This window comes from Lachnoclostridium sp. Marseille-P6806 (assembly GCF_900625025.1).
GTDB lineage: Bacteria > Bacillota > Clostridia > Lachnospirales > Lachnospiraceae > CAG-791.
In genome coordinates, this window is the sequence record NZ_LR130577.1 from 232,019 (window position 1) to 256,904 (window position 24,886).

Annotated in this window: 24 protein-coding genes and 1 riboswitch; of the genes, 3 read left to right on the forward strand and 21 right to left on the reverse strand. The window is 57.1% G+C overall.

The window, feature by feature from the left end:
- Window positions 1-14: 14 nt before the first annotated feature.
- From E0E20_RS06620 to E0E20_RS06685, 14 genes are all read right to left on the reverse strand, one after another.
- A complete protein-coding gene (locus E0E20_RS06620) occupies window positions 15-1,667 on the reverse strand; it encodes a flotillin family protein (protein ID WP_242622697.1) in 1,653 nt (550 codons plus the stop codon).
- A gap of 92 nt (window positions 1,668-1,759) precedes the next feature.
- Window positions 1,760-2,062 carry a DUF2157 domain-containing protein gene (locus E0E20_RS06625; protein WP_130837413.1) on the reverse strand — a complete coding sequence of 101 codons (303 nt, stop codon included), beginning with the start codon at window positions 2,060-2,062 and terminating at the stop codon, window positions 1,760-1,762.
- Window positions 2,052-2,705 (reverse strand): hypothetical protein, encoded by a 654-nt coding sequence (locus E0E20_RS06630; RefSeq protein ID WP_130837414.1) that lies wholly within the window; start codon window positions 2,703-2,705, stop codon window positions 2,052-2,054. Before E0E20_RS06630 ends, E0E20_RS06625 begins: the two co-directional genes overlap by 11 nt.
- Window positions 2,706-2,862: 157 nt before the next feature.
- Window positions 2,863-3,219: a hypothetical protein gene (locus E0E20_RS06635; RefSeq protein ID WP_130837415.1), complete on the reverse strand. Its 357-nt coding sequence runs from the start codon at window positions 3,217-3,219 to the stop codon at window positions 2,863-2,865.
- The gene (locus tag E0E20_RS06640) at window positions 3,216-3,707 is read right to left on the reverse strand and encodes an RNA polymerase sigma factor (RefSeq protein ID WP_130837416.1); all 492 of its coding nucleotides are present in this window, start codon (window positions 3,705-3,707) and stop codon (window positions 3,216-3,218) included. The genes E0E20_RS06635 and E0E20_RS06640 overlap by 4 nt, the downstream gene beginning before the upstream one ends.
- A gap of 412 nt (window positions 3,708-4,119) precedes the next feature.
- The gene (locus E0E20_RS06645; protein ID WP_130837417.1) at window positions 4,120-4,857 is read right to left on the reverse strand and encodes a hypothetical protein; all 738 of its coding nucleotides are present in this window, start codon (window positions 4,855-4,857) and stop codon (window positions 4,120-4,122) included.
- 11 nt (window positions 4,858-4,868) lie between these two features.
- Complete coding sequence (locus E0E20_RS06650; protein ID WP_207302835.1) at window positions 4,869-5,705, reverse strand: metal ABC transporter permease; 837 nt, start codon at window positions 5,703-5,705, stop codon at window positions 4,869-4,871.
- Window positions 5,706-5,768: 63 nt separating this feature from the next.
- The gene (locus tag E0E20_RS06655) at window positions 5,769-6,473 is read right to left on the reverse strand and encodes a metal ABC transporter ATP-binding protein (RefSeq protein ID WP_130837418.1); all 705 of its coding nucleotides are present in this window, start codon (window positions 6,471-6,473) and stop codon (window positions 5,769-5,771) included.
- Window positions 6,474-6,631: 158 nt separating this feature from the next.
- Entirely contained in the window at window positions 6,632-7,744 is a 1,113-nt protein-coding gene (locus E0E20_RS06660) for a metal ABC transporter substrate-binding protein (protein WP_130837419.1), read from the reverse strand.
- A gap of 112 nt (window positions 7,745-7,856) precedes the next feature.
- Window positions 7,857-8,309, reverse strand: coding sequence for a Fur family transcriptional regulator (locus E0E20_RS06665; RefSeq protein WP_130837420.1), 453 nt, complete (start codon window positions 8,307-8,309; stop codon window positions 7,857-7,859).
- 186 nt (window positions 8,310-8,495) lie between these two features.
- Window positions 8,496-9,152, reverse strand: a complete 657-nt coding sequence (locus tag E0E20_RS06670; RefSeq protein ID WP_130837421.1) for an HD domain-containing protein — start codon at window positions 9,150-9,152, stop codon at window positions 8,496-8,498.
- 58 nt (window positions 9,153-9,210) lie between these two features.
- Window positions 9,211-10,659 (reverse strand): M20/M25/M40 family metallo-hydrolase, encoded by a 1,449-nt coding sequence (locus tag E0E20_RS06675; protein WP_242622690.1) that lies wholly within the window; start codon window positions 10,657-10,659, stop codon window positions 9,211-9,213.
- 100 nt (window positions 10,660-10,759) lie between these two features.
- Window positions 10,760-11,437, reverse strand: a complete 678-nt coding sequence (locus E0E20_RS06680; protein WP_130837422.1) for a hypothetical protein — start codon at window positions 11,435-11,437, stop codon at window positions 10,760-10,762.
- A gap of 78 nt (window positions 11,438-11,515) precedes the next feature.
- The gene (locus E0E20_RS06685) at window positions 11,516-12,238 is read right to left on the reverse strand and encodes a DUF5058 family protein (protein ID WP_165444013.1); all 723 of its coding nucleotides are present in this window, start codon (window positions 12,236-12,238) and stop codon (window positions 11,516-11,518) included.
- Window positions 12,239-12,315: 77 nt separating this feature from the next.
- On the opposite strand from E0E20_RS06685, the gene E0E20_RS06690 reads away from it, so the two are divergent.
- Together E0E20_RS06690 and E0E20_RS06695 are read left to right on the forward strand one after the other, a co-directional pair.
- Window positions 12,316-13,695: an alanine/glycine:cation symporter family protein gene (locus E0E20_RS06690; RefSeq protein ID WP_130837424.1), complete on the forward strand. Its 1,380-nt coding sequence runs from the start codon at window positions 12,316-12,318 to the stop codon at window positions 13,693-13,695.
- Window positions 13,696-13,752: 57 nt separating this feature from the next.
- Window positions 13,753-13,880: riboswitch (FMN riboswitch) on the forward strand.
- A gap of 161 nt (window positions 13,881-14,041) precedes the next feature.
- Window positions 14,042-14,686, forward strand: a complete 645-nt coding sequence (locus E0E20_RS06695; RefSeq protein ID WP_207302836.1) for an ECF transporter S component — start codon at window positions 14,042-14,044, stop codon at window positions 14,684-14,686.
- A gap of 67 nt (window positions 14,687-14,753) precedes the next feature.
- Here E0E20_RS06695 and E0E20_RS06700 read toward each other — a convergent pair whose 3' ends face one another.
- From E0E20_RS06700 to E0E20_RS06720, 5 genes are all read right to left on the reverse strand, one after another.
- A complete protein-coding gene (locus tag E0E20_RS06700) occupies window positions 14,754-15,806 on the reverse strand; it encodes a glycoside hydrolase family 88/105 protein (RefSeq protein WP_130837425.1) in 1,053 nt (350 codons plus the stop codon).
- On the reverse strand, window positions 15,806-17,983 hold the full coding sequence (gene gnpA, locus E0E20_RS06705; RefSeq protein ID WP_130837426.1) for a 1,3-beta-galactosyl-N-acetylhexosamine phosphorylase: 2,178 nt from the start codon (window positions 17,981-17,983) through the stop codon (window positions 15,806-15,808). Before gnpA ends, E0E20_RS06700 begins: the two co-directional genes overlap by 1 nt.
- Before the next feature lie 145 nt (window positions 17,984-18,128).
- Entirely contained in the window at window positions 18,129-19,841 is a 1,713-nt protein-coding gene (locus E0E20_RS06710) for an extracellular solute-binding protein (protein WP_130837427.1), read from the reverse strand.
- A gap of 57 nt (window positions 19,842-19,898) precedes the next feature.
- On the reverse strand, window positions 19,899-20,819 hold the full coding sequence (locus E0E20_RS06715) for a carbohydrate ABC transporter permease (protein WP_130837428.1): 921 nt from the start codon (window positions 20,817-20,819) through the stop codon (window positions 19,899-19,901).
- Between the two features lie 46 nt (window positions 20,820-20,865).
- Complete coding sequence (locus E0E20_RS06720) at window positions 20,866-21,810, reverse strand: ABC transporter permease (RefSeq protein WP_130837429.1); 945 nt, start codon at window positions 21,808-21,810, stop codon at window positions 20,866-20,868.
- A gap of 354 nt (window positions 21,811-22,164) precedes the next feature.
- Between E0E20_RS06720 and E0E20_RS06725 the strand changes: the two genes are divergently transcribed.
- Entirely contained in the window at window positions 22,165-23,130 is a 966-nt protein-coding gene (locus tag E0E20_RS06725) for a helix-turn-helix domain-containing protein (protein ID WP_130837430.1), read from the forward strand.
- Between the two features lie 33 nt (window positions 23,131-23,163).
- On the opposite strand, the gene kduI is transcribed toward E0E20_RS06725, so the two are convergent.
- Both kduI and E0E20_RS06735 read right to left on the reverse strand, forming a co-directional pair.
- A complete protein-coding gene (gene kduI, locus E0E20_RS06730; RefSeq protein WP_130837431.1) occupies window positions 23,164-24,006 on the reverse strand; it encodes a 5-dehydro-4-deoxy-D-glucuronate isomerase in 843 nt (280 codons plus the stop codon).
- A complete protein-coding gene (locus tag E0E20_RS06735) occupies window positions 24,006-24,839 on the reverse strand; it encodes a gluconate 5-dehydrogenase (RefSeq protein ID WP_130837432.1) in 834 nt (277 codons plus the stop codon). The genes kduI and E0E20_RS06735 overlap by 1 nt, the downstream gene beginning before the upstream one ends.
- Window positions 24,840-24,886: the final 47 nt, after the last annotated feature.

A 24,886-nucleotide genomic window follows, 5' to 3' on the forward strand; every position in this document is an offset into this window, starting at 1 on the left:
GCCAGTTGGTATTATTACGATTTCTTCTCCGGATTTCCCGATTCCGCAGCCACCGACACCGTCTCCGCCGCAGACCCGGCCGGAGCAGCCGTCTCCTCCGCCGCAGGCTCGACAGGAGCAGGCGGAGCAATCGGCACAGCGGGCGCAGTCGGCGCGGACGCAGCCTTATCCGTCATTCCCTCAAGACCGGTCACATGAATGTTGCGGTTTACTTTGGCATCATAGGTTCCGGCCCGCATCACCTCGCCCAGATCGATACCGGTCGTCTCTTTCATGGATTCAAACAGCTTCGCCATCACGGCGGGCACATTGGAAGCAATCTGCGAGACGCCGTTTCCGTCGCCCTCGCCCCCGATGATCGTGATCTTGTCGATCTGCGCCAGCGGCTTCGCTATCTCGCCCGCGATATCCGGCAGCACGCGGATCAGCATTTCCGCCATGGCTGCATTATTGTATTTCTGGTAGGCCTCCGCCTTTTTCTCCATCGCCTCGGCTTCTGCAAGGCCCACGGCGCGGCGCGCCTCCGCGTCGGCCTTTCCTTTCAGTGCGATTCCGGCGGCCTCCGCCTCATACTTCGCGCGGATTCCGGCGGCCTCCTGCTCTGCGGAATACTTTGCGGCATCCGCGACGGCCTTCTTCGCCTCCGCCTCTTTCTCCTGCTCGTACTTGCGGGCCTCAGCCTCCCGCTGTCTCCGCGAGAGAGCCGCGGCAGCCTCCTGCTCGACACGGTACTTCTCCGCATCCGCTTTCTTGTTGACCTCCGCATCCAGAGCCTGCTCCGTGACAAGAACCTCCTGCCGCTTGAGCTCGGAATCTCTCTCCGCCTTTGCAATCTGCGCGTTTACCGTCGCAATCTCGATATTCTTCTGCTGCGCCTGCTTCTGAATCTCGTAGGCCGCGTCCGCCTCCGCTTTCTTAGTATCGGAAATCACCTTGAGTTCGGACTGACGGATCGCCAGCTCGTTGTTCTTCTGCGCAATCTCCGTCTCGGACAGAACTCTCGCGTCATTGGCCGCGCGCGTCGCCTCTGCCTGCGCGATCGCGACGTCACGGTCCGCCTGCGCTTTGGCAATGGCCGCGTCTTTCTTGATCTTGGAGGTGTTGTCCGCTCCGAGATCGTTGATGAGTCCTTTCTCGTCGGTCACATTCTGAATATTGCAGGAGAGAATCTCAATACCGAGCTTCTCCATATCCTTGGCCGCTTTCATCATCACCTGATCCGAAAAAGAATCCCGGTTCGTGTTGATGTCCTTGAGCGTCAGCGTGCCGATGATCTCACGCATGTTTCCCTGCAGAGAATCCTGCAGATCCATGGCGATCTGTTCCGGCTTCTTGTTAAGAAAGTTCCGGGACGCTTTTTCAATCCCCTCGCCGTCCGGAGAGATCCTCACCTTGGCAACGGCGTCCACATTCACGTTGATGAAATCCGTCGTCGGAACGGACTGCTCCGTCTTGATATCCACCGTCATCTGCCCGAGGTACAGGATGTCAAGTCTTTCGAGGAAAGGCACCTTGATCCCCGCGCGCCCGATCAGAATCTTGGGCTTTTTACGGAAGCCCGAGATAATATACGCCTTGTCCGGCGGCGACTTCACATAGCCGCTCAGCACAAGCACAAGCAGAACAGCAATAACCAAAACAGTGATAAAGAATTCCGGTTCAAATATAAACACGCCGACACGCTCCTTTCGCATACTGCGCAACGGTAAAGGCCTACGCTCCCATTATAAAGGATTGTGTCTCGTTTGTCCCCTGCGGATCACGGGCAGGAAAAGCTCGAGGGGAAGCACTCCATACACATCGACGCGCCTCCCAGCGCCATCGTGAACAGCAGGAGCAGCGCCGTCATCACCACCGCTGCGCCGTCGATCCGAAACGAATCCTTCCATTTTGTATTCGCGGCAAGAACCTCAATTCCCAAAAGAATCAGCACGCAGGGCCAGAGCTTCATGACAAACCGGACCGGCAGCTTTTCCCACACAAGCGATACCAGATACAGCACTCCGAACACGATCAGCGTAAGACCCAGCGTGATTCCTCCCACTCTATGCTCATGCTTCATACTTTTCCTCACTTTCTGTCCCCTCTTCTGCTTTTTCTTCTGTCTTTCCCTCTGCCTTTTCTTCCGCTTTTTCCGTCTTCTCTTCCCGGACCGGCAGCGTGCCTGTCCCGGAAAAAAGCTCAGCCTCCGCCTCCGCTTCCTGCGTCAGCTCCCTTTTCCTGCCGCGAATCAGACGAACGCCGATCCAGATGATCGCCACGCCGAACGCCAGTCCCGGCAGCGCATCATAGACTCGTGCCGCCGGCTCCCACAGCCATTCCGGCAGAGCCCATGTCACAAGATCCCAGAGGACGCGGATCAGTATCCATGCGCCGCCCGCAATCAGCACAATGGCGATGCCGCGGTTCTTCTGCACACGATCCAGCTTCCAGTCCGAAATATGGAGAAGATACTCGTCCTTTACCGCAAACAGCTCCTCGTCGCTCATGGCGGCCATATTCCTTGCATGGAAGAAGCCGTAGAACCAGACCACCGGCAGGGTCATCACCAGCGGGCCGATATTCGTCATGACCGCGATAAAGCAGGCCGCCATAAACACCGTCAGAAGCGATATTCCCTGCTTCATCAGGCCCCAGTACATTTCCGCACAGCCCGGAATAAAAGAGAATATAAAGGTCCAAAATCTGTTCTTTTTCTTATACATGATCCGTCTCCACGCCGAAGCACTTTGTGCGAGGCACGCGTCACATACACCCTGCGCGGGCGATTTTGTGACTTCGGCCAAAAACGATTTGGGCTCCGGAACAAATCGCCGTGTGAAGCAAATCAGCGTATCCGCGTGATTTTTCACACTGCCTCCTCTAATAGTTCACCAGTCCGTCTGTAAATTCCCTCACGCCGGCAGTCAGCCGTCCGCTGTCCTCACCGATTGATTTGAGCTGCCGCTCTACCCCTGCCGTCCGCCGTCCCGGTCCCGGCTGCCGCGGCGACGCCGAAAGCAGAAACGTTGACAGCGCTATGAAAAAGATCGCCGCCGCGCCGGCCGCACAGACCTCCAGAGAGTACAGAAAAAGCTTCCGGCGAATTTGCCTCTCCCGCTGTCTTTGTCTCTCCAGAATCTCCCGCTTCATGTGGCCGGGCGCTTCGAGAAGCCCGCCGCTCTCAATGTCCGAGATCAGCTCCGACAGTTCCTCGCCGCTCAGATATTCTTCTTTCATACGCCCTGCGCCTCCTTTCTGAAATTTCGGTAAACCTCGCGGAGCATTTCCCTCGCCCGGCTGATCTGCGTCTGCGTCGTCTTGAGCTTCCGGCCGCAGAGCGCCGCGATCTCCGCCGGACTCCGCTCCTCGCAAAAATAATAAAATGCGATCTCCGCGTAGGGCTCCTTCAGCCTGAGACAGTTCTCCCGGAGCTGCTCCCGCAGCTCCCTCTCCTCGGCATAGACAGACGGCGTCTCCAGCCCGCCCTCGCGGCGATCCATCTGCTCCGCCTCGGTGGGCACGAGCCGCTCCTGCGACCGCAGATAATCGACGCACTTATTCGCCGCGATCCTGCAAAGCCACGCCTTTTCATTGTCTCCGCGGAAGCGGTCCATGCTCCGGAATGCGGACAGAAACGTCTCCTGCGCGAGATCCTGCGCCGCAAAATAGTCCGATGTCATCCGGTAACAGAGAGAGAAGATCAGGCTCTGGTAACGGTCTATCATCTGTTCCAGCTTATCCCGTGTATCGATGGTATCCTCCCCCTCTCCGGAACCGCAGTTCCTGTTTCTGTAAGAGCTCTCATTAACTATAACGAACGACGCCGGGAAAAATCTTCAAAAAAATGAAAAAAGAGTTGATTGAAAAAGAAAAAGCGACCCGTTTTCTCCGGATCGCCTGTATTTCAATATGTTTAGCGCATAGGCCCCTGTCAGGCGCCAGCATGAACACCATGCCCGCATGAACGAACATGTCGGCATTTGACAGGGCGACAGATATGAGCAGGCAGGACGATAGTCCGGATTGCAAATACCTGTCGGATTGCGGGGGCTGCCCAAAGCAGAGGAGCAGTCCTCAGCTTATAATGATGCGGTGCCGCAAAATGCGGCATGCGGGTACGGAGAACAGCGCAGGGGCTCATTTCCCCTGCTGCGATCCGGCCTCTGCCGGCACGCGCTCCAGCTCCGCGTTTGCGATATGACAGTACAGGCTCTCGTCGCCCTCCTCCTGATAAGTCTCAAAGGTTCCCGTCACAATCACCTCGCTGTCAAGCGGCGGATATTCATCCGGATAAACATGCGTACCGTCGCCCCAGATAAATTCCATTCCCTGCTTGCAGCAGCCCAGCGCATCCGCGATGATGCAGAAATGATAGTTCTGCCCCGTCGGTTCATAGTAGGAGGAATAGTACTGCCCCTCCATACGGAACGTCTTCCCCTCGTAGGAAAGCGGGTCCTGCATCAGCTTGAATACCGTGGCGTACACCATGTCGCTGCCCATCGCCGTGAGGTCATAATCCACATCGCCTGCCGCAGGCTGCTCCGGCGCGTCCGAGTCTGCCGATTCCTTTTCTACCGCAGCGGTTTTCTCCGTTTCCGGTTCTCCCACTGCGTCCGGTTTCTCCGCCGCGGCCGCGTCCTCAGCGGCAGCAGCCCCGGCCGAACCCGCCTCCGGTTTTTCTCCCTCATCCGCGGCTTCGGCCGATTTTTCCGAAGCTGCGCCGGACGCCACAGCCGCCTGACGTTGCAATGTCTCCTCCACCGCGTTCGCACCGGTTCCCGTCCTTGCTTTCGCGCCGGCAGCGCCGCAGCCCGCCGCGCAAAGCAATACAGCCAGAAGAATCCATATCGGAAAACCACGTCCGCCTTTCCGCATCGCTTCCTCCCTTACTCCCGCGCTCTGCCGATCACAAGGTGAATCAGAAACAGAAGCAGGTCAAAGACCACGATCGTCGACCCCACCGGCGTCGACGCAAGAATCGACACGATGATCCCGGCAACCGCCCCCAGCACCGACAGAACCCCTGAGTAAATCATCACGCCGCGAAAGCTTCGCAGCACCCGCATCGCCGACAGCGCGGGGAACACCAGCAGAGCCGTGATGAGAAGAGAGCCCACAAGGTTCATGGCCAGCACAATGATCACCGCGGTGATCACCGCGATCAACGTCTGATAGAGATCGGTATTGACGCCGGTCGCCCGGGCAAAGCTCTCGTCAAAGGTCACCGAGAAAATCCGATTGTACAGGAACGTAAATATCAGAAGCGTCAGCGCCGACAGCACGATGCAAAGCCACACCTCGCCCCGCGTCAGCGTGAGAATTGAGGTGGAACCGAACAGCGTGGTGCACACGTCGCCGGAAATATTCGCGGAATTGGAAAACACATTCATAAGGAGATAACCGATGGCCAGAGCCCCGACCGAGAATACCGCGATCGCCGCATCCCCCCGGATTCTCGCCTTTCCGCCCCGCAGAAGCAGCACCGCCGTAAAAATCGTGGCCGGCAGGATCAGCAGCATGCGGTCCGTGAGCTTCAGCACCGAGGCGACCGCAAGCGCGCCGAACGCCACATGAGAGAGGCCGTCGCCGATGTAGGAAAAGCGCTTCAGCACCAGAACCACGCCGAGGAGCGAGGCGCACAGCGCGATCAGCACTCCGACAATAAAGGCGTAGCGCACAAAAGGAAATCCGAAATAATACTGCAGTTTTTCAAACAGCGCCATAGCCGCCTCCTGTCAGCGCTCTGCACGGACCGGGCTCTCCCGTCCTGCCGCGTCCCGCCCTCCTCAGGGCTTCTCCTCCTGCTCCCGGAGCCTGTCCCAGAGCGGGCTTTTCATATATTCCTCTTTCGTGCCGTAAAAGCTGTGTCCGCTGTCGATATGCAGAATATGCGTCGCATAGCCGATGGCCGCCAGATCATGGGTAATCATCAGAACAGCGATGCCTTTCCGGTGGAGACTGTCGATCTGGTGATAGAACTCCGCCGTGGCCGCCGGGTCCAGTCCCGTCACCGGCTCGTCGAGAAGCAGGAGTCGAGTTGTTGCGCACAGAGCCCTTGCCAGCAGCGTCCTCTGCTGCTGACCGCCGGACAGCTGCCGGTAGCTGCGCCCGCGAAGCTCCCACATGCCGAGCTGCCGGAGCATGCTTTCCGCCAGCAGCTTCTGCTCTTTCGTATAGAACAGCGTCCGCTTCTTCCGCGTAAGCGTCCCGGAGAGCGCGACCTCCCACACACTCGCGGGGAAATCCCTCTGGACCTCGGTCTGCTGGGGAAGATAACCGATTTCCATCGGAGAAAGACCGTCCCCCACAGAGATCTCTCCGGCGCAGGCATCCTGAAGATGGAGCAGCGTCTTCATGAGCGTGCTCTTTCCCGCACCGTTCTGGCCCACAACGCAGAGATAATCCCCTCGGTTCACTTCAAAGCTGAGCCCCGTGACAATCGGCTTTCCATTATAGCCCAGCGCAAGATCCCGGCATGTAATATAGGCCATTTCCGCCTCCGTTTCCGCAAAGGAATTTTCACTTATGACAGCAGGTTTCCGGCTGTGCCGCCTCATAAAGCTGCAGGAGGACCCGGAGCCGCCGCACCGGCGGCTGCCCGGATCCCTCCCCCTTTGCACTGATTCCGATCAGTTCTTTCTTAATTCCCTTACTGCTCTGCGCCGAGCGCCGCCGTCAGAGTCCCGAGATTGCTCTCCATGGCGCCGAGGAAGCTCCTGCCCGTCGCAATATCCTCCGCCGAAACCGACTGCAGAGAATCCATGATCAGAATCTTCTGATCCTTGCTCTCGGTATTGTCCCGGATGGTTTCCGCAATCTTCTGATCCGAATTCTCAATGACCAGAATCGCGGGGAGCTTTAACTCGTCGGTCTTGCCGGCAAGGAACGTTATCGTCTCAAAGCTGGCCTCGGTCTCCGCGCTGCAGCCGACGAAAGCCGCATAATAATTCAGTCCGTAGTCGTCCACCAGATAGCGGAACGGGAAACGGTCGCCGAAGAGCACCGTGTCAAGCTTCGCCGATCCGACCACATCCGCATACTTCGCGTCGAGCTCCGCCAGCTCCGCCACATAGGCCTCACAGTTTGACTGAACCGCGTCCGCCTGCTCCGGCGCGATCGCCTCCAGCTCTGCGGCAATGCTCTTTGTCAGCTCCTGCGCATTTTTCAGCGAGGTCCACACATGCTCGTCATACTCGGGGCCCTCTTCCTCTTCTCCGGCCTCCTCTTCTTCCTCTTCCTCGGCCTCCATGCCCTCGACCAGCTCTTCCTCTTTCACCGCGTCGCCGAGCGCCTCCAGCATGTTGATGGATCTGAGCTCCGGATTCACGGCGTTCGCCAGAGTGTCCTCCACCCAGCCGTCCGACTCGCCGCCGACATAGATGAAGAGATCGGATTCGCCGATCTCTGCGATGTCCTCCGCACTCGCCTGATAGCTGTGCAGATCCACGCCGCTCTCCATCAGATAGGTCACATCGAACTGTTCCTCCATGCCTTTCACAAGCTGCATGGTCCAGTCATACTGGGGGAACGTCGTGCAGACGATCGACACTTTGCCCGCCTCTGCATCCGCTGCCGCCTCCGGCGCTTCCTCCCCGGCCGCTTCCTCTCCGACGGCTTCCTCCTCCGTTTCCGCCGCGATCTCCGCATCCGAAGTCATCACGCTGTCCGACGGCTTCTCTGACGGCGTGCTGCCGCAGCCCGCAAAAATCCCGGCCGCCAGCAGCGCCGCCGTCCCCGCCGCGATAAACTGTTTCATCTTCATACTGATACTTCCCTTTCCGCCCGCCTACGCCGCAGGCAATACCACAACTTCCGGCAAAGCATCCGAAACCGGGGAAGCCGCTCTTCCGGAACCGGAAAAGCCCAAAGTCCCGTCACCCGGCGCTCCCCGCCTTTTCGCGGCATTCGCGGCACAGCCCCATAATGACCGAACCGTCGCAGAGAATTGAAAAGCCGTGTTCCTGCAGAAGATGCTCCTCGACCTCCTGCATGAAGCCGCAGTCGAGATGTGTGATCTTTCCGCAGTCCCGGCACTTGAGATGCAGATGATGATGACACTCCTCGTGCCCCTCGATGTACTGATAGGTGCTCATGGTCTGATCGGCGCTCCGGTATTTGAGAAGCTGCCCCTCCTGCACCATGCGCTCCAGATTGCGGTACACCGTGGCCTGATTGATATCAACCTGCTCCGCCTCGAAATAGCGGCACATGTCCGATGCCGAAAAGCATCGGGACGCGATGCTGCGAGCATACGCCAGTATGATTTTTCTTGATCTGGTATTATACGTTCCTGCCATGGCCGCACCTGCCGCATCGGTTCTGTCCATTCGCAATTCCGCTCCGCAATTTGCGAATGCTTTGCGAAATCGAATTATAATAGAACCCTGCCTTGTTTGTCAATAGATCTGCGAAAGAGTTGCAAATTCAGATGCAAAGGATGCAGCTGATCCGCCAATGGTTCCGGTGGAAAAATTCCGGGCGGATCCTCTGTGCCGTTTCTCCGGGCCTCCGCTTCACAGAACTTTCTGTCCGTTCGCTTTCAGCCGGAATGTCACGCCCAGCACCTCCGCGGCGCGGCGGCACATGACCATGCGGTTCAGAAAGATCTCGAAATAATCGTACATCGTGCAGATTGACTCGTCGATCTGAAGATTCAAGGTAATCGTATTTTTTTCTTTGTCGTACAGAAGATTCTGCCCCGTCACGGCATAGTTTACCCGGTCGTGGATATCGAACTGTACGGGATCCTTGGTACGCACGCGGTTCCGCCGCACATCCGTCTTGTCCGCAATGATGAGCGCCGCCGAAACAGGGTCCGAGGCGGTTCCCGTCGATTCGTCGTGATTGGCGATGGCCGCCACGACGGTCACGCGGTCCTCGAGCGGCATATCGTATTTCCGCAGGATATCATTCACCAGCAGCGCGCCGTACTCCGCGTGATGGGAGCGGTTCACTGCATTTCCGATATCGTGCAGAAAACCGGCGATCCGCGCAAGTTCCATTTCATGCTCCGGATAGCCCAGCTCCGCAAGAAGCTGCGCCGCCTGCTTCGCGACAAGCGCCGCATGTCCCGCCGAGTGATCCGTGAAGCCCAGATGCCCGAGAATCTCGTTTCCTTTCCGGTAATAGGCCAGAATCTCCGGATCCTGCATCAGCTCTCTGTAATCCATAGGTATCGTCCTTTCTCCATGTTCCGCTTTCGCACTTTCCGCCTGCACCTCACCGCAGTCACGGCTTCATTCCGCTTCGAATCAGATTTTTATAGAAATCCACGCAGCCCGGCAGACAGAGATATTCGATGTTTTCGTCCAGTCCATGCATCCCCTTCATCTGCTCCGGCCCGTAGATCACCGGGGCAAAGCGCACGACGCTGTCACAGATTTCCTGATAGCAGCGGGCGTCCGTCGCGCCGGTCATGACATAGGGGCTTCCGGGAAGCCCCGGGAATGTCTCCCCGATCACACGCTGCAAAAGGCGAAACGCCTCTCCGTGAATATCGACCGGCGGCGTGTAGTCATCCGCATGCTGCACCGTCATGGCAAGGCCGTGCTTTTCCGCTCTTGCCCGGATGAGAGAGAGGCTCTCCTCCTTTCCCTGATGCGGGATAAAGCGCATATTCGCGCCCAGCGTCGCCTCCTGCGGCAGAACGTTGAACGCGTTCGACCCTTTCTGCATGGTGAACGCGATGGTCGTCTGCAGCATGGCCCTCGCCTGAGCCGAAAGCGCCGGCAGGAGCCGGAGAAGAAGCGGGCGGAACAGCCACAGGTTTCCGAACACCAGCCGCAGCCCGAAGCTCCCGTAGGGCGCAAGCGCCTCGAACATCGCCTGCACCTCCGGCAGCATACGCCGCCGGAACGGCGAATGATGCTCTGTCTCGTGGACAAAATCCGCAAGGCGCGCAATCGGCGAATTTCCTGCCGGAGCGCTCGCATGTCCCCCGCGGCTCTTTGCCGTAAACACCACATCCGCCTTTCCCTTTTCAAAGACGCCCACCATCGCGAAATTGCCGCGGATGCCGCCTATCGGATCCGTGATGATGCCGCCGCCTTCATCGCACACAAGCCACGGCCGCACGCCTCTTTGCTTCAGCTCCTCCACCAGCTTCGGGCAGCCGTCTCCCGCCCATTCCTCCGTGCAGGAGGAGGAAAGCCAGACATCCTGCTCCGGGACATAGCCCTCCCCCAGAAGCTCCTCCACCGCCTGAAAAAAGCCCATGAGCGAGCATTTGGTATCGGACGCGCCGCGCCCCCACACCTTTCCGTCCGCAATATCGCCGGAAAACGGCGCATGCTTCCATTCGCCCTCCGCCGGAACCACATCCTGATGGCTCATGAGAACCAGCGGACGGTCATGTTTTTTCCCGCGCCAGTAAAACAGCAGATTTCCGTCAAGCTCCGTTTTTTCGAGCGCCGCATGCACTCGGGGAAAGAGCTCCGCAAGGACTGCATGAAAGCGGAGAAATTTTTCCCTGTCCCGCACTCCCGCCTGCGACACCGTCTCGCAGCGTATCATCTGCGCCAGCGTTTCCGCATAACGGCGCGCACGGGCCTCCGTTTCCGCATCCCCGGACGGCCGGTAAGCCGATTGCTTCGCCGGGGTAAAAAGCGTGCGGAGAAGAGCCGCGAGAAGCAGGAGCACCGGCACGCAGAAAATGATCAGAACACCATACAGAAGCACAGACAGAACACCCCTTTCCAAAATTCAAAACACTCGTTTCACGTCGCATATACCGGCCGGAGAACAGGCTTACCACACAGAAAAACTGCTTTCCTGCGCTTTATGTCGATCTGCGGAAGCCAAGATAGCCCAGACCGATCGTGACGGCGCCCGCCGGCAGAATCAGAATGCTGGTCTGCGACGCCAGCGACGGCACAAAGAGAAAAAGCAGACTCATCATCAGCAGAGGCACCAGCGCAAGGCGCAGATTTCTGCGGTAATACTGATACCCCATTGCGCCGAACAGCGCCGGAACCACATTAGCAAAGGCGGGCGCAAGCGTCTCGCTCCGAAGCACCGGCTGGAGCGGCGCAAGAAGAAGCACGCCGAGGGCAAGCACCACGATCGTCACAAGGCTCGAGGCCGCGATGGAGAGCGTGGAGACGATCTCATTCTCCGCCGTTCCCGTCCTTGTCCCCGCAATGTCCCGCGCATTCATGGCGCAGGGGATTTTCAGATTGATGAGATTCCCTGTGATGAACGCGAGGTACCCGCCGCCGGAGCCGAGCATCGGCGTGTAGACCAGAAATTCCGCGACGCTTGAAACCGTCCAGACGATCCCCACGGAGAGAAAAGCCCGTCCCGCCGCAGGAAGGTCCGGCATCGCGCCGAATACCGCGCCGATAAGAAACGGCGCGCCAAGGAGCAGCACCAGCGTCGCCAGAGAAGCAAATCTTCCGATGCGGTGCGTCTTATCCGTGTACTGTTCTAAATATTCTGTTCTCTGCTTTTCGTCCATTTTTATCCCCCTCGCCGCGTTCTTGGCGCATCCGCGGCGATTTCATCCGATTCGTCGCTTCAAAGCCCTTTTGCGGCTCTATGCAAGCACAACCGCCGCGAGCATCCCGATCAGCATGCTCCCCGCGACGGAAAAGCTCTCAAGCCATGACAGGCGCCTGTGCTTTGAAAGAGCGGTAAACAGCGCCATCGCCGCGGCAGAAGCCGCGCAGACCGCCAGAGGCACAATCCCGCTTCCCGTCGCCGCGCCGCCGATATAGCTGCCGAGGTAACAGCTGATGAGGCCGATGAACATCGCGGTCATCGCCGTATCCGCAAAGCCCTTCTTTCCCTTTTTCGCGTTTTCCTCTTTCGTCCCGAGCTTCTCCGTATAGCGCCGGTTGAAAAACAGGGAAAGAACCATGCCCCACATGATGCAGCCGCTCATAAGGAGGGCGATCGTCGCAAAGGCGCGCGGCGTCATGCCCTGCGCGGAAAGCCCTCCGATCCCGACCTGCTCCGCCGCAGCCTGCGCAACCTGCGTCTCATAGTGCAGCGCGCCGATCACCGACAGGCGAAGCCACGGCCACGGCGTGCCGAGGCTCCCCGAAAGCGCGATGACGCCGAGCAGAATCCCGACGCTCGGAAGAACCGTAAACGCCGCGCTCGAGGTCACAGCGCGCCGCAGTCTGCCCGGCTCCATTCCGATCGCAAGCCCCGCGCGCCACGCGCGAAACAGGAAAATCACGCAGATCGCCGCGACGAACAGAATGATCGCCCCGCAGATCAGGTACAGCACCGGACTGTTCAGTTGTTCCTGCATGGAAAACTCCTCCTTGATATACATTCTGCCTTTCTTATGGTAAAATTTCGCACAAAGCGCCGTCACGGAGGATTCCTATGCTGAAAACGATCGAAACAATAAACAGCGCCGTCAATAATTTTATCTGGGGCGTTCCGGCCATGATCTGCATTCTCGGCGTCGGACTTCTTCTCAGCATACGCACCCGCTTCATACAGGTGCGGAAATTCCGCTACGCAATCCGGGTCACCATCGGACGGATGTTCCGCAGGCGGGAGGCAGAAGACGGCGCAATCACGCCGTTTCAGGCAGTGTGCACGGCGCTCGCCGCAACCATCGGCACCGGAAACATCGCCGGCGTCGCCGGAGCCATCGCCATCGGCGGGCCGGGCGCCGTCTTCTGGATGTGGATCTCCGCCTTTCTCGGGATGTGCACAAAATTTGCGGAGGTCACGCTGGCTGTCCACTTCCGGGAGACCGGCAGAAACGGAGAGTACGTCGGCGGTCCCATGTATTATATCCGAAACGGCCTCGGCCGGCACTGGCAGTGGCTCGCCGTGCTTTTCTCCGCATTCGGCGTTCTGACGGTCTTCGGCACCGGCAACGCAACACAGGTCAACACCATCATCACCGCCATCAACGAAGCGCTCCTCAATTACGGCGTGATCGGAAAGAACAGGCTCCCTGCCGTCAATCTGTGCACCGGCATCGTCATCACGCTCCTTGTCGCCGCAATCCTCCTCGGGGGCATCAAGCGGATCGGGCGTGTCGCGGAAAAGCTTGTTCCGTTCATGGCGCTCCTCTATGTCATTCTAGCTCTCGGCGTCGTCTTTGTGAACCTCCGGTCCGTTCCCGCTGTGTTCATCTCCATTTTCCGGGGCGCATTCCAGCCCGCCTCCGTGACGGGCGGCATCGTGGGGAGCTTCTTTCTCAGCATGAAAAAGGGCGTCTCCCGGGGAATTTTCTCCAATGAGGCCGGCCTTGGAACCGGCTCCATCGCCCATGCCTGCGCCGATACGCGAAAACCCGTAAAGCAGGGCTTCTTCGGTGTCTTTGAGGTCTTTGCCGACACCATCGTGATCTGCACCCTGACGGCTCTGGTCATTCTGTGCAGCGGCGTCCCAATCCGCTTCGGCGAGGCCGCCGGCGCGGAGCTGACAATCAGCGGCTTCACCGCAACCTACGGGAACTGGGTCTCGATCTTCACGGCCGTCGCGATGTGCTGCTTCGCTTTTTCCACGATTCTCGGCTGGGGACTGTACGGCGCCCGCTGCATCGAATTTCTGTTCTCGGCAAAGGCCGTGCGCCCTTTCATGGTCGTCTACTCTCTGGTCTCCATCCTCGGCGCCACCGTGAAGCTGGGACTGATCTGGGATATCGCCGACACGTTCAACGGTCTGATGGCGATCCCGAACCTGATCGCACTGATGCTGCTGTCCGGAACCGTTGTAAGACTGGTGCGGGAATACAGAGAATAGGATTTCCTCTTTACAAATTTTCTCTCTCCGGCTATGATTAAGCTGTTCCAATACAACTTAGATCTTCGGGGCGAGGTGAAATTCCTCACTGGCGGTATAGTCCGCGACCCGTAAGGCACTGCGCCTGCGGCTGATTCGGTGCAACTCCGGAACCAACAGTACAGTCTGGATGAAAGAAGATATTCTGCGCGTTGTTCCCGTCTGTTTTCAGACCGGCGGCACCGCGAAGCACAGATGATGACAGAAGCCGCCCCGGATCATACGATCCGGGGCGGCTTTTCTCTCTATCCGCTCCCCTGATCCCCACACGGGCACGTAAGCGCCCCGCATGAGAGGAGAACACAATATGACAGACATTCATTCCACACAGGGCAGCAATCCGTCCGGCCGCGGCGGGACGCAGGCTGCGGGACGCACGCGCTACATGGCCGTAACGGGCGTCCTCACCGCGATCGCACTGGTTCTGCAGGCAATCGAATTCCCGCTTCCGATGCTGATGCCTCCGTTTATCAAATTTGATCTCTCAGATCTCCCGGCCCTCATCGGCGCCTTTGCCATGGGCCCGCTCTGCGGCGTCATCATCGAGCTGCTCAAAAATCTTCTGCACGGCCTGATGATGAGTCAGTCGGTCGGTGTCGGCGAGCTCTGCAACTTTCTGCTCGGCGCGGTCTTTGTCGGCGTGTCCGGCGCGATCTACCGGAGGCACCGGAGCAAAAAAACCGCTCTCATCGCCTCGCTTGCCGGCGCAGCGTCCATGGCGGTCCTCTCCCTGCCGATCAACTACTTCATCGTATATCCGTTCTATTATCAGTTTATGCCCGAGGAGGCGATTCTGCAGGCCTATCAGCTTATTCTCCCGTCCGTGAAAAGCATACTGCAGAGCCTTGTCATCTTCAATCTTCCGTTCACCTTTGCAAAGGGCATGGTCGACGTGCTGATCACGTTCCTGATCTACAAGCGGATCTCGCCGCTGCTGAAAGGGCATGCGTAAGCGGAGATATACGTCGGGCTGCGCCTGATGGATGGGGCTGCATCTTTGCCTGCGGCAAGGATGCAGCTTACAGCGCGCCGTCCGCCCTCTCTTCATCCATGTCGATCAGATGTGCAAAAAAAGCGAGCACCAGTCCCTGTCCCCAGCCCTGGATCCAGTCGCGGGAAATGTTCCGGTAGCCCGCAATGTCTTTCATGACTGCGGTTCCGCCGGACACATTCATCACTCTGCCATCCGGAGAAATCTGATTCATTATCCCGCCCAGCGCTTTCTGCACATAGCGGTAATGAAGAGGATTCCCCCGGGACACCATGGCCGCGGCGATCCCTGCCGATGCGGAAACCTCCTCGTAGGACGCCCCGTCATCCAGCACCGTTCGCCAGAGTCCTCCGTCCGTCTGCAGGAGCTTCAGCGCCGCAAGCTGATCATTCAGCGAACCGGCAACATCCATATACCGCGGATACAGATATGCCTTAGGGAGAATTTTTCCCACCTGTGCCATGGTATATACGGCCCACGCATTGGCCCTGCCCCAATAGATCCCCGACATATGATCTCCGGCGAGATTGTCATAGCCGTGATACCACAGCCCCGAATCCGGATCCTGCAAATAGCGGATATGCCAGTAATATTGATTCAGCGCATCCTCGATCAGCTCCTCCCTCCCGAGCTTCACACCGACCCGCAGAAGAAAGAACGCCGCCATGAACAGCGTATCCGCCCAGCACTGCTCGGGAAAATCATTGTCCGGCGATACGGTATGCTGGAGAACATGGTCCCCGAAGCGAAGCGCATGATCCCGGAGATATTCCGTCTTTGACAACACCAGCTCCCAGTATTTTTCCTCTCCTGTCGCCTCAAAGAGAGAAATCAGACAGTGCCCCATGGCACAGGCGTTTACCGTCCACTCCGCCGGAAGCCCCAGCCGGATCAGCTCGTCCACTCTCTCTTTCATCGGCTGAAGATAGCGCTCGTCTTTCGTGATTTCATATGCCTTGCTGATCCCGTAATACGCGACGCCGCAGGGCCAGTCCCATGTCAGATCCATCCGCATGGTTCTGTCCGCCACTCTACCCATCTGTTCTTTCAGATGATCAACATCAAATTCCAGCGCTCTCATCACACCCTGCCTCCTGCTGCCTCTTCCATGGGCACATCTGCAAACACAGCTCCAAAGGGCGGAAGCTCCGCAGAGATGCGTCTTCCTGCCGCCGTCGCACAGCTTCTCTGCGGCGCTTCGCTGTTATTGATCAGAACCAGTTTCCCGCTGCCCGGAAAGTACGCGCATTCCGTCTCCGGATTATCCGTCACGCACGCTGCCTCCGGATCGATTCCGGCTCCGAAAAGAATCAGATTCAGCAAAAGCCTCGTATTGGCATTGCTGATCCGGAATTCCGACAGATAAATTCCTCTGCCTTTTCCAAAGGAGTGAACGGACAAAGCGGGCACTCCGTCCTCCGCAAGCAGAACTCTCGCCATCCCGTCCGTCAGAAAGCGGTTTTCCTTAGCCGCAATCGAAGCTCCCTCGGGGATCAGTCCCGGAACCGCACAGAGATCAAACCTCCATTTTCCGTGGCAGACTCTCGCCCCGGTATCCTCATCCACTCCCAACGCCGGAGCGAGGCGGAAATAATCCATGTGCCCTTCTCTCGCCGAGGGCTCGTTTACACCGATCAGTGTTCCGCCCTCCCACACCCATCGGTGAAATGCGGCGACGAGCTCCGGATCATCCCACGCGGCTCCGCCGCTCCACGCCGTCCCCGCTCTCCCGGCATTGACAGCGACCTGTACGCCTTTCAGGCCTCCCTGCTTCACTTCCTCAAAGCTGATGAATTTTACCCGCACCGGCAAACCGGACAGCGCTTCGTTGATATGAATCAGATCATGCGCCGCAGTCTCGTGAAAATGTCCGGACAAGGTCCAGCTTCGGAGCGCCCCCCACGCATGCACCACGGCGACCGTCACCGGAAGCGTATACACCGGCCCTGCGGCATGCAGAGCCCGGATTGTCCGGAACTCATCCGCCAGCTCCTCGATCCTGCTGCAGAACTGCGGATACGCCTCCAGCAGATGCAGATAACCGCCCAGTCCGATCCGATCCACCGGCTCTCTTAAAAGCGCCCGGCGAACCGATCTCCAATACTGCGCCGCATCCGCCTCCGGATCCCCTCCCTCCGAGAACGTAGGCTTTCCTCCAAGTCCCACGGGGAACAGATACGGATGCAGACGGATCTCATGAACCGCCGCTTTCACCCCCGCGCAGAGCCTCGCTTCAAAGCCGGAAAACACACATTTGATCAGACCGTCAAAGCCGAATTCTTCAAACAGATCAGAATACGGCTCTACGCCGATCCAGCTGTCGTCATAGAAGACATACGCTTTCTTGCCGTGCGTATGGACAAGCTTCACCAGCTCTCTCCCGAAGCGGACAACAAAACGGTTGGTAAAGCGCATATAATCCCGCTGCTTCTTTTCCGGAGGCATATGCGTGACATGAAAGCGTCCCCGGTTGATGAAATCCTCAGCAGTAAGAGCATAACCATACTCCTCTTCAAAGCTCTCCAGAGCCTCCGGACTCACGGTAAAGTCATAGCTTCCCCAGTCCGTAAAAAGATTCCGGTTTCTTTCATCCGCTCCCCAGATCCACACAAAATTATAGAACATTGAGGTGAAGCGAACCACATTCGTATGCGGATGCTCCCTGCACCATCGGTCGAGCCAGCTGTACAGGTAGCGCTGCGCTTCCGGGCTCCGCGGATCCACCGGCATCAGGTGTTCGCTCTCCCAGTCGTTCGTCACATGGTTATACATGGATATTTCTTCCCAGATCCGGTAAACAAGAAAATTCACCGTATACTCATGAAAAGGAAGCGGATCCGGAATCACGACACTGCCGGTTCCCTCCTCATAGCGCCAGAGTGATCTATCTTCTTCCCGGTCCTCCGTCCGGTCAAAGACCTGCCAGAAGCGCATGGCCCGGGGCTCCGCGTTGATCCGGAACTGCTCCTCATCATAGCCGGACAGCAGGCGGATGCGACAGGTGCCCTCTCCTGCCATGACCGGCGCTGACATCAGAAAGGTCTGCTGCAGATGCTCCGGATGCTTTCGCGCCCACTCGTTGTGATCCCGGATAATGCACAGCGTCGAGTAAATATCATACCCCGCCTTCATGAGCTCCTCTGAGAGCGCCGTGCCATCGGAATCGCGGATGACGTCCGCGCCCCACTGCCGGGCAAGACGGAGCGTCAGCTCCTCATAGCCTGCTTCGCCGGGCAGTGTGAACCCGCCTTTCTTCACCGTTCCTCTCCTCCTGTCCCATAAAGAGCGCAGAGCCCCGGAGGCGCATGCCTCCGGGGCTCCCTGCCGCCTTTTTCCGATGAACCGTTCCCGACAGCCGCCTCTCCGCGGGCTGCTGCTTCGGCAGCTCTTACCTCGGCAACTGTTACTTCGACAGCTTTGTGCTGTTGCCTGCCTCGTACGCCTCTTTTCTTCCGTCGATCACTTCCTGATAACCGTCGTCCAGATATGCCTGACTCAGCTCCTCATACAGAGCGTCGAACTCCTCCGGCGGGCACATGGTCAGACGATCCCTGTATTCCGCATATTTGGACGCCAGAGTCGCCGCATATTCCGTTTCTGCATCTACTGCCGAGGAAAACAGGCAGTCCATCTGCGCGTATCCCGCTTCATATACCTTGAGCTGACCATAATAATAATCGATGATGTCCCTGGTAAAATCCTCCGGCAGTCCCTGCGGCGCAATATAGGCCGCATCCTCCTCGATCGAGCCGAGGCTCTTGGAGGCCTGCACAACGCACCAGTAGTCGACGCTGTTGTTATAGCCCTGCGTATACTCTCCGCTGTAATCAGGAACCGATACCGGATTGCCGTTCTCATCGTAATTGAAGTTTTCGCCCTCAATTCCCCATGTGAACGTGAAGAGATTCTCAGGCTGCGCCATCCACTCCAGATACATCAGCGCCGCTTTCACCTCATCCGCGCTCGCGTCATGCGCAAAGCCCACCATCATTCCGAACAGATTGTTGGGGCGATATGCGTTCGTCATTTTCCCCGTCGCAGGATCGTCATCCTCCACCAGACCGTCGAGCGCGAGCACATCCAGATCCGCATCCGGGTTATTGTCATAGAAAGAAATCAGCCAGTCCATATTGGAAGACACGTACGCAGAGAACTCAAACACCTCGCCGTTCACGAATTTCGCCTTGGCGTCCTCAACGGAGGTAATATTGTACTCGGGGTCCTTGTAGCCCAGATGATAGGCTTCGTTTTCTCTCTTCAGGAGAATTCTCTGCGCCTCTGTGGTCAGCGCCGGGATATTGTAATCGCCGGTGGTTGCCCATGTGAGCTCATCCTGCGGATAGCTCCGGTACGGATAGTTCTGATCGACGCCGGCCCCCGCGATCTGCCAGCCTCCCGCAGGGTGCTCCGCCAGCCCCTTGTCGACAATCGCCTGATATGCCGCTTTCCGATCCGTCCACCGGAACGGATATTCCTTCACGCCGATCGCATCCAGCCAGTCGCGCCGGTAGAATGTGCAGAACGTATACGTGGTATTGGAATAGGGCCGCGTTCCCATGAGGAAATAGGAATCATCCCCCAGATCCGTAAACTGATCCAGCCCGTTGTCGACCATGTTCTGCCAGTATGTCGGCGCGATCTCCTTCACCATATCGAGATCGATCGGCTGAAGATATCCGTCATCCGCCCACTGCGTCAGCTTGGGATAATCGTATTCCAGGCAGAGCGTCGGCAGATCGTCCGCCGCGGCCAGCAGGGAATACGAGGTCAGAACATCGGAACGGGTAATCGGAACGTATTCCACGGTAATGTTGTTGGGTGCTCCGAAGTTGTCCTGCACCCATTTTGTCCAGTAATTGTCCGTAACGTCCGGCACGCCCTCAATGCCTCTGTCATAGACAGGGATCTGCAGAAGAACATTCTGCGAAAACGCACCGGTCTGCGAGGCCTCTGCCTCTCCGCTCTCTCCTGTATCTTCCGCCTCCGCATCCTCCGTGCCGGTACCGGAAGCCTCCGTCCCCTCCCCGGACGGCGCTCCTGCGGAAGCACCGCAGCCCGACAGCAGTCCCGCTGCCACAGCCGCCGCCATAAACGCTGCCAGCCATCTCTTTTTCATTGTGTCCTCCTCTTCCTGTTAAAATAAAACAGCTTACCGCTTATCCCGCCGGGATATTCACCCTTTTACCGCACCAACCATGGTTCCCTTCACAAAATATTTCTGAACAAACGGATAGATGCAGATGATCGGAATCGTGATAAACATAATGGACGCCGCCTGCAGCACCTCCGGCGTGCTTGTGACTGCCGCCGCCTCGGACAGGGTCGTTGTCTGCGCCTCCGTCGCCGAAGCCACCATCTGGTAGAGCCGGTACTGCACCATCTTCAGCGCATCGCTCTTGATGTAATACATATTGTCCGCATAGGCATTCCACCTGCCGACCGCGTAAAACAGCGAGAGCGTTGCGAGGATCGCCTTGGACAGAGGAAGCACAATGCGGAACAGAATCTGCACGTTCGTCGCCCCGTCAAGAAAAGCCGATTCCTCCAGAGAATCCGGTATCGCCGACAGAAAAAAGTTTTTCATGATCAGCATATTGGAGGGAGCATAAATCAACGGAAAAATCAGCACCCACATAGTATCGAGAAGCCGGAGATCCTTCATCAGGAGATAGGACGGAATGATCCCCGCACTGAAATACATCGGAATCATCAGAAGAAGGGTAAAAAATCCTCTCCCTTTCAGGCGTTTTCTGGAGAGCGGATACGCCGCGCAGGTGCAGCTGATCATGCCAAACAGCGTAAAAATGGCCGTGACCATAACGCTGTACCCCATGGATTTCACCAGAGAGCCGTCGGCAAAAATAGAGCGATAAGCATCCAGCGTAAAATCAATCGGAACAAAGAATACTCTCTTTGCAATCACCGCGCTGTTTCCGGACACGGACTTGGCCGCCACATGCAGGAAAGGAAAGATGCAGGTCGCGCATAGAAGACCCACAAACAGCATCATCAGTATATCGCTCAGTCTGAATCTGCTGATCGCCCGGAGGCCCTCGCTTCCGCCTGTTTTTGCCTTTCTTCCACTCTTTGCCATCGTTTTCCTCCCTGTGGGAGCGTCTCCCGGTAAGACGGACCTTTCCTTACAGGAGCCCCTCCTCCCCAAGCCGCTTGGCGATCCGATCCGAGATGAGCACCAGCGCCAGCCCTACCAGCGACTGAAACAATCCCACTGCCGTAGCCATGGAAAATTTCCCGCTCTGCAGCCCCTTTTCATATATGTAGACTGCCAGCTGATACTGGAAATCTCTGACCTGCGTATTGCCAAATACCGTAAGGCGCTCAAGATTGGACCCCATGATGCGCCCCATGTTCATGATCAGCAGCATCACGATCGTGGAACGTATCCCCGGAAGCGTGATATGAAGCATCCTTTTCCACCGGTTTGCCCCGTCGATCATCGCCGCTTCATAGAGATCATTGGAAATATTTGTGATGGCGGACAGGTAGAGTATGGTTCCCCACCCCATGCTCTGCCAGACGCCGATCAGCAGATACGTGACTGCCCAATGCCATTTTTCCGTCAGAAACGGGATTCCCTGCGTGATCACACCGATCCTCATCAGAAAAATATTGATCAGGCCGGTGGAGGGCTTGAACATCGCATAGGCGACCGACCCGATCACGGCCCACGAAAGAAAGTGCGGAAGATACAGGATGGTCTGCGTGACTCTCTTATACCTGCGGAAGCGCAGTTCGTTGAGCATCAGTGCAAGAACCACCGGCATCGGAAACCCCACCGCAAGATCCAGAAGATTAAACACAATGGAGCTTTTCAGCGCTCTCAGGAAATCCGCGTCCCTGAAAATCTTCTGGAACGTCCGGAAGCCGACCCACTCACTGCCAGAATACCCTTTCGCCGGCTTATAATTCATAAAGGCCATGCGAAGCCCCGGATATGCCGCATAATTGAACACACACACAAGAGCAATCGGGAGAAGAAGCATCAGATACAGCTGCCAGTCTCTCCGAAGTGCCTTCCTCCATGTGGTTTTTACCGCCGTTCCTTTCTCCGAGGATTTTTTCATGGAAACCTCCGTGACGAAGCGCGTTCACCGGAAACACTCGTTCTATACCAAATACTACTTCCATTCTCCCCGCTTAATCTCTCCATTTCATTTTTGAAACTTATCATTTTTGACCAACCGCAATTTCCTATCATTGTGTTTTTGTCTATTTTCCATATTAATATCTTTTATTTTTAGTTACTTTTTACGAAATTATCCTCCTGTTTTCTCCTTTTTCAAAAATACATCTCCCATATTCTTCCAGAAAATGAACACATTTTTGACAAGCCGCAGTTTCCGGGATAATATAAAAAAGACACCGCTGTACAGCGGTGCACACAGCCTGAACCAGCTTACGAAAGGGGGGGATATCGTATGAGTAACGGCAAAGCTGCCCCGGCAGTCCAGTTCAGGAGCTATGATCTCAACGATGATTTCCCGGTTCTGTTGCTGACGGGAGATATCTGGCATATCTCCGACGTCCCGTCCCATCATCTCCATTTTCATAACTGTGTAGAAATCGGAATCTGCGAATCCGACAACGGCATGATGAAATTCGGGGACGAGCAGCTCCCCTTTCAGGCCGGCGACGTCACTGTCGTCGGCTGCGACATTCCCCACACCACATGGTCCGCACAGGGCACACAGAGCAAATGGTCCTATATCTTTGCCGATCTCGACGCGCTTCTACAGCCCTATCCCTCGCTGGTTCCCACCGCAGATGAGATCGGCACGCCTCCTCTCCTGCACGATTATTATGCCATCTTCCGCCGTGACCGCTTTCCTGACGTACACACGCTGATGAGCCTGATGGTAAGCTCTCTTCAGGAAAAGAAAAACAACTGCCGCAGCATCTTCGGCGGACTGATCATTTCCTTTCTCAATATCATCTGCAACCTCCGCAGGGAGCAGGAATCGCAGAAAAAGGAGACGGCGCCCGATTCCGCCAGCACCGCCTCCTCCGTCATTCCTGCTCTGAAATACATCCGCCTGCATTTCCAAGAGGATTTTCCGCTGGAGGCTCTTTCCTCGGAATGCCACATGAGCTCCACCAGCTTCCGGCGCACCTTTACACAGATCATGGCGAAGAGCCCGCTCCGCCATCTGACGGAGTACCGGATCCAGCACGCCATGTTTCTGCTCCGCAGCTCCCGGCTGTCCGTTCTGGAAATTTCAGAAGAATCCGGATTTCAGTCCATCTCCTCCTTCAACCGGAATTTCATCGCGCTCACCGGTCTGACGCCCCGGGAATACCGGAAGAAAAAATCCCTCCTGAAATCAAAATCCGTCATGAAATACAGCGGCTGGATCGTCCCTGAGGATCCCTCCCGCATTCCCTGACGCGCAGAGAACAGCGTATGCTTCGGCATACCGTCATCTGAGCTCTGTCGGTTTCAGATGATCCATGTCGTCAAACTCCATGTTTTCTCCACCCATCGCCCAGATAAAGGTATAGCTGTGCGTCCCGACTCCGGCATGGACAGACCACGAGGGAGAGATCACAGCCTCCTCATTCTTCATGACAATATGCCTTGTCTGCGTCGGCTCCCCCATCATATGAAAGACGACCTGATCCTCCGGAAGCTCGAAATACGTATAGATCTCCATCCGTCTCTCATGCGTATGACAGGGCATCGTATTCCATATGGAGCCCGGCCGGAGCTCCGTCATCCCCATGGAAAGCTGACAGGTTTTCAGAACATCCGGATGAATGAACTGATTGATGACGCGTTCATTGGACAGCTCCGCGCTGCCGACCGGCCGGTGATTCGCCTCCTGCATCGTGATGCGCTTTGTTTCAAAGGAACGATGCGCCGGAGCAGACACCATATAAAATTTTGCCGGCTCCGACGGATTTTCCGAAGAAAAATGCAACTGCGCGGTTCCCATCGTGACATAGAGGCAGTCCTTATAGCCCAGCCTGTATTCCAGCCCGTCTGCCGTTACGGTTCCGCTCCCGCCGAGATTGAATATTCCGAGCTCCCTGCGCTCAAGGATAAAGCGGGTGCCGAAGCTGTGCCACACATCGATCCCCTTGTCGAGGGGAACCGTTTCCCCCACCGGCATGCAGCCGAACACCACCATGCGGTCGACATGAGAATATACGCAGCGGATCTCATCCGGTCTGTACAGATCGGTAATCAGAAATTCCTCCCGGAGCTCCTCCGTCGTATATCGCCTGACATCTCTTTGATTTGCCGAATACCTGATATCCATCACTCCTCCTTTTCGTCCCTGAGCTGCGAGGGATCCTGCCCGATATAGGCAAGAATTCCCCCGTCTATGTAGACCACCTGTCCGTTGATAAAATCCGAGGCGGGAGAAGCCAGAAATACCGCTAGTCCCTCAAGGTCCTCTGTCTCTCCCCAGCGCTGTGCCGGCGTTTTGGCACGGATAAAGCGGTCGAACGGGTGCATGGAGCCGTCTGCCTGCCGCTCGCGGAGCGGCGCTGTCTGCGGTGTCGCGATGTAGCCGGGCCCGATGGCATTGCACTGAATATTGTACTGACCGTATTCGGAGCATATATTTTTCGTGAGCATCTTCAATCCGCCCTTGGCCGCCGCATAGGCGGACACGGTTTCCCGACCCAGCTCGCTCATCATGGAGCACGCGTTGATGATTTTGCCTCCCCCTCTGCGCAGCATTCCCGGCAGAACCACCTTTGCACACAGAAACGGTCCTGTCAGATCCACGCTGATCACCTGCTCCCACTGCTCCTTTGTCATTTCGGTCATCGGGATCCGCTTGATGATTCCCGCATTATTGACAAGGATGTCGACAGCCCCGTACTTTTCCTCCACATCCTCTACGAGCTCCGCCACCTGTCTCTCATCCGTGACATCACACACATAGCCGTCCGCGTCAATGCCTCTTTGCCGATACTCTGCAAGGCCCTTGTCCACAAGCTCCTGCGATATATCGTTGAAGACAATTTTTTTCGCGCCTGCCTCCGCGAAAGCGACTGCATACGCCAGTCCCAGACCGTAAGAGGCGCCGGTAACCCATGCGACTCTGCCGTCCAGTCTGAATTTGTCAAGAATACCTGCCATAGCTCCCTCCCATTACTGTCTCTCATGCTCCTGATGAGGCGCACACC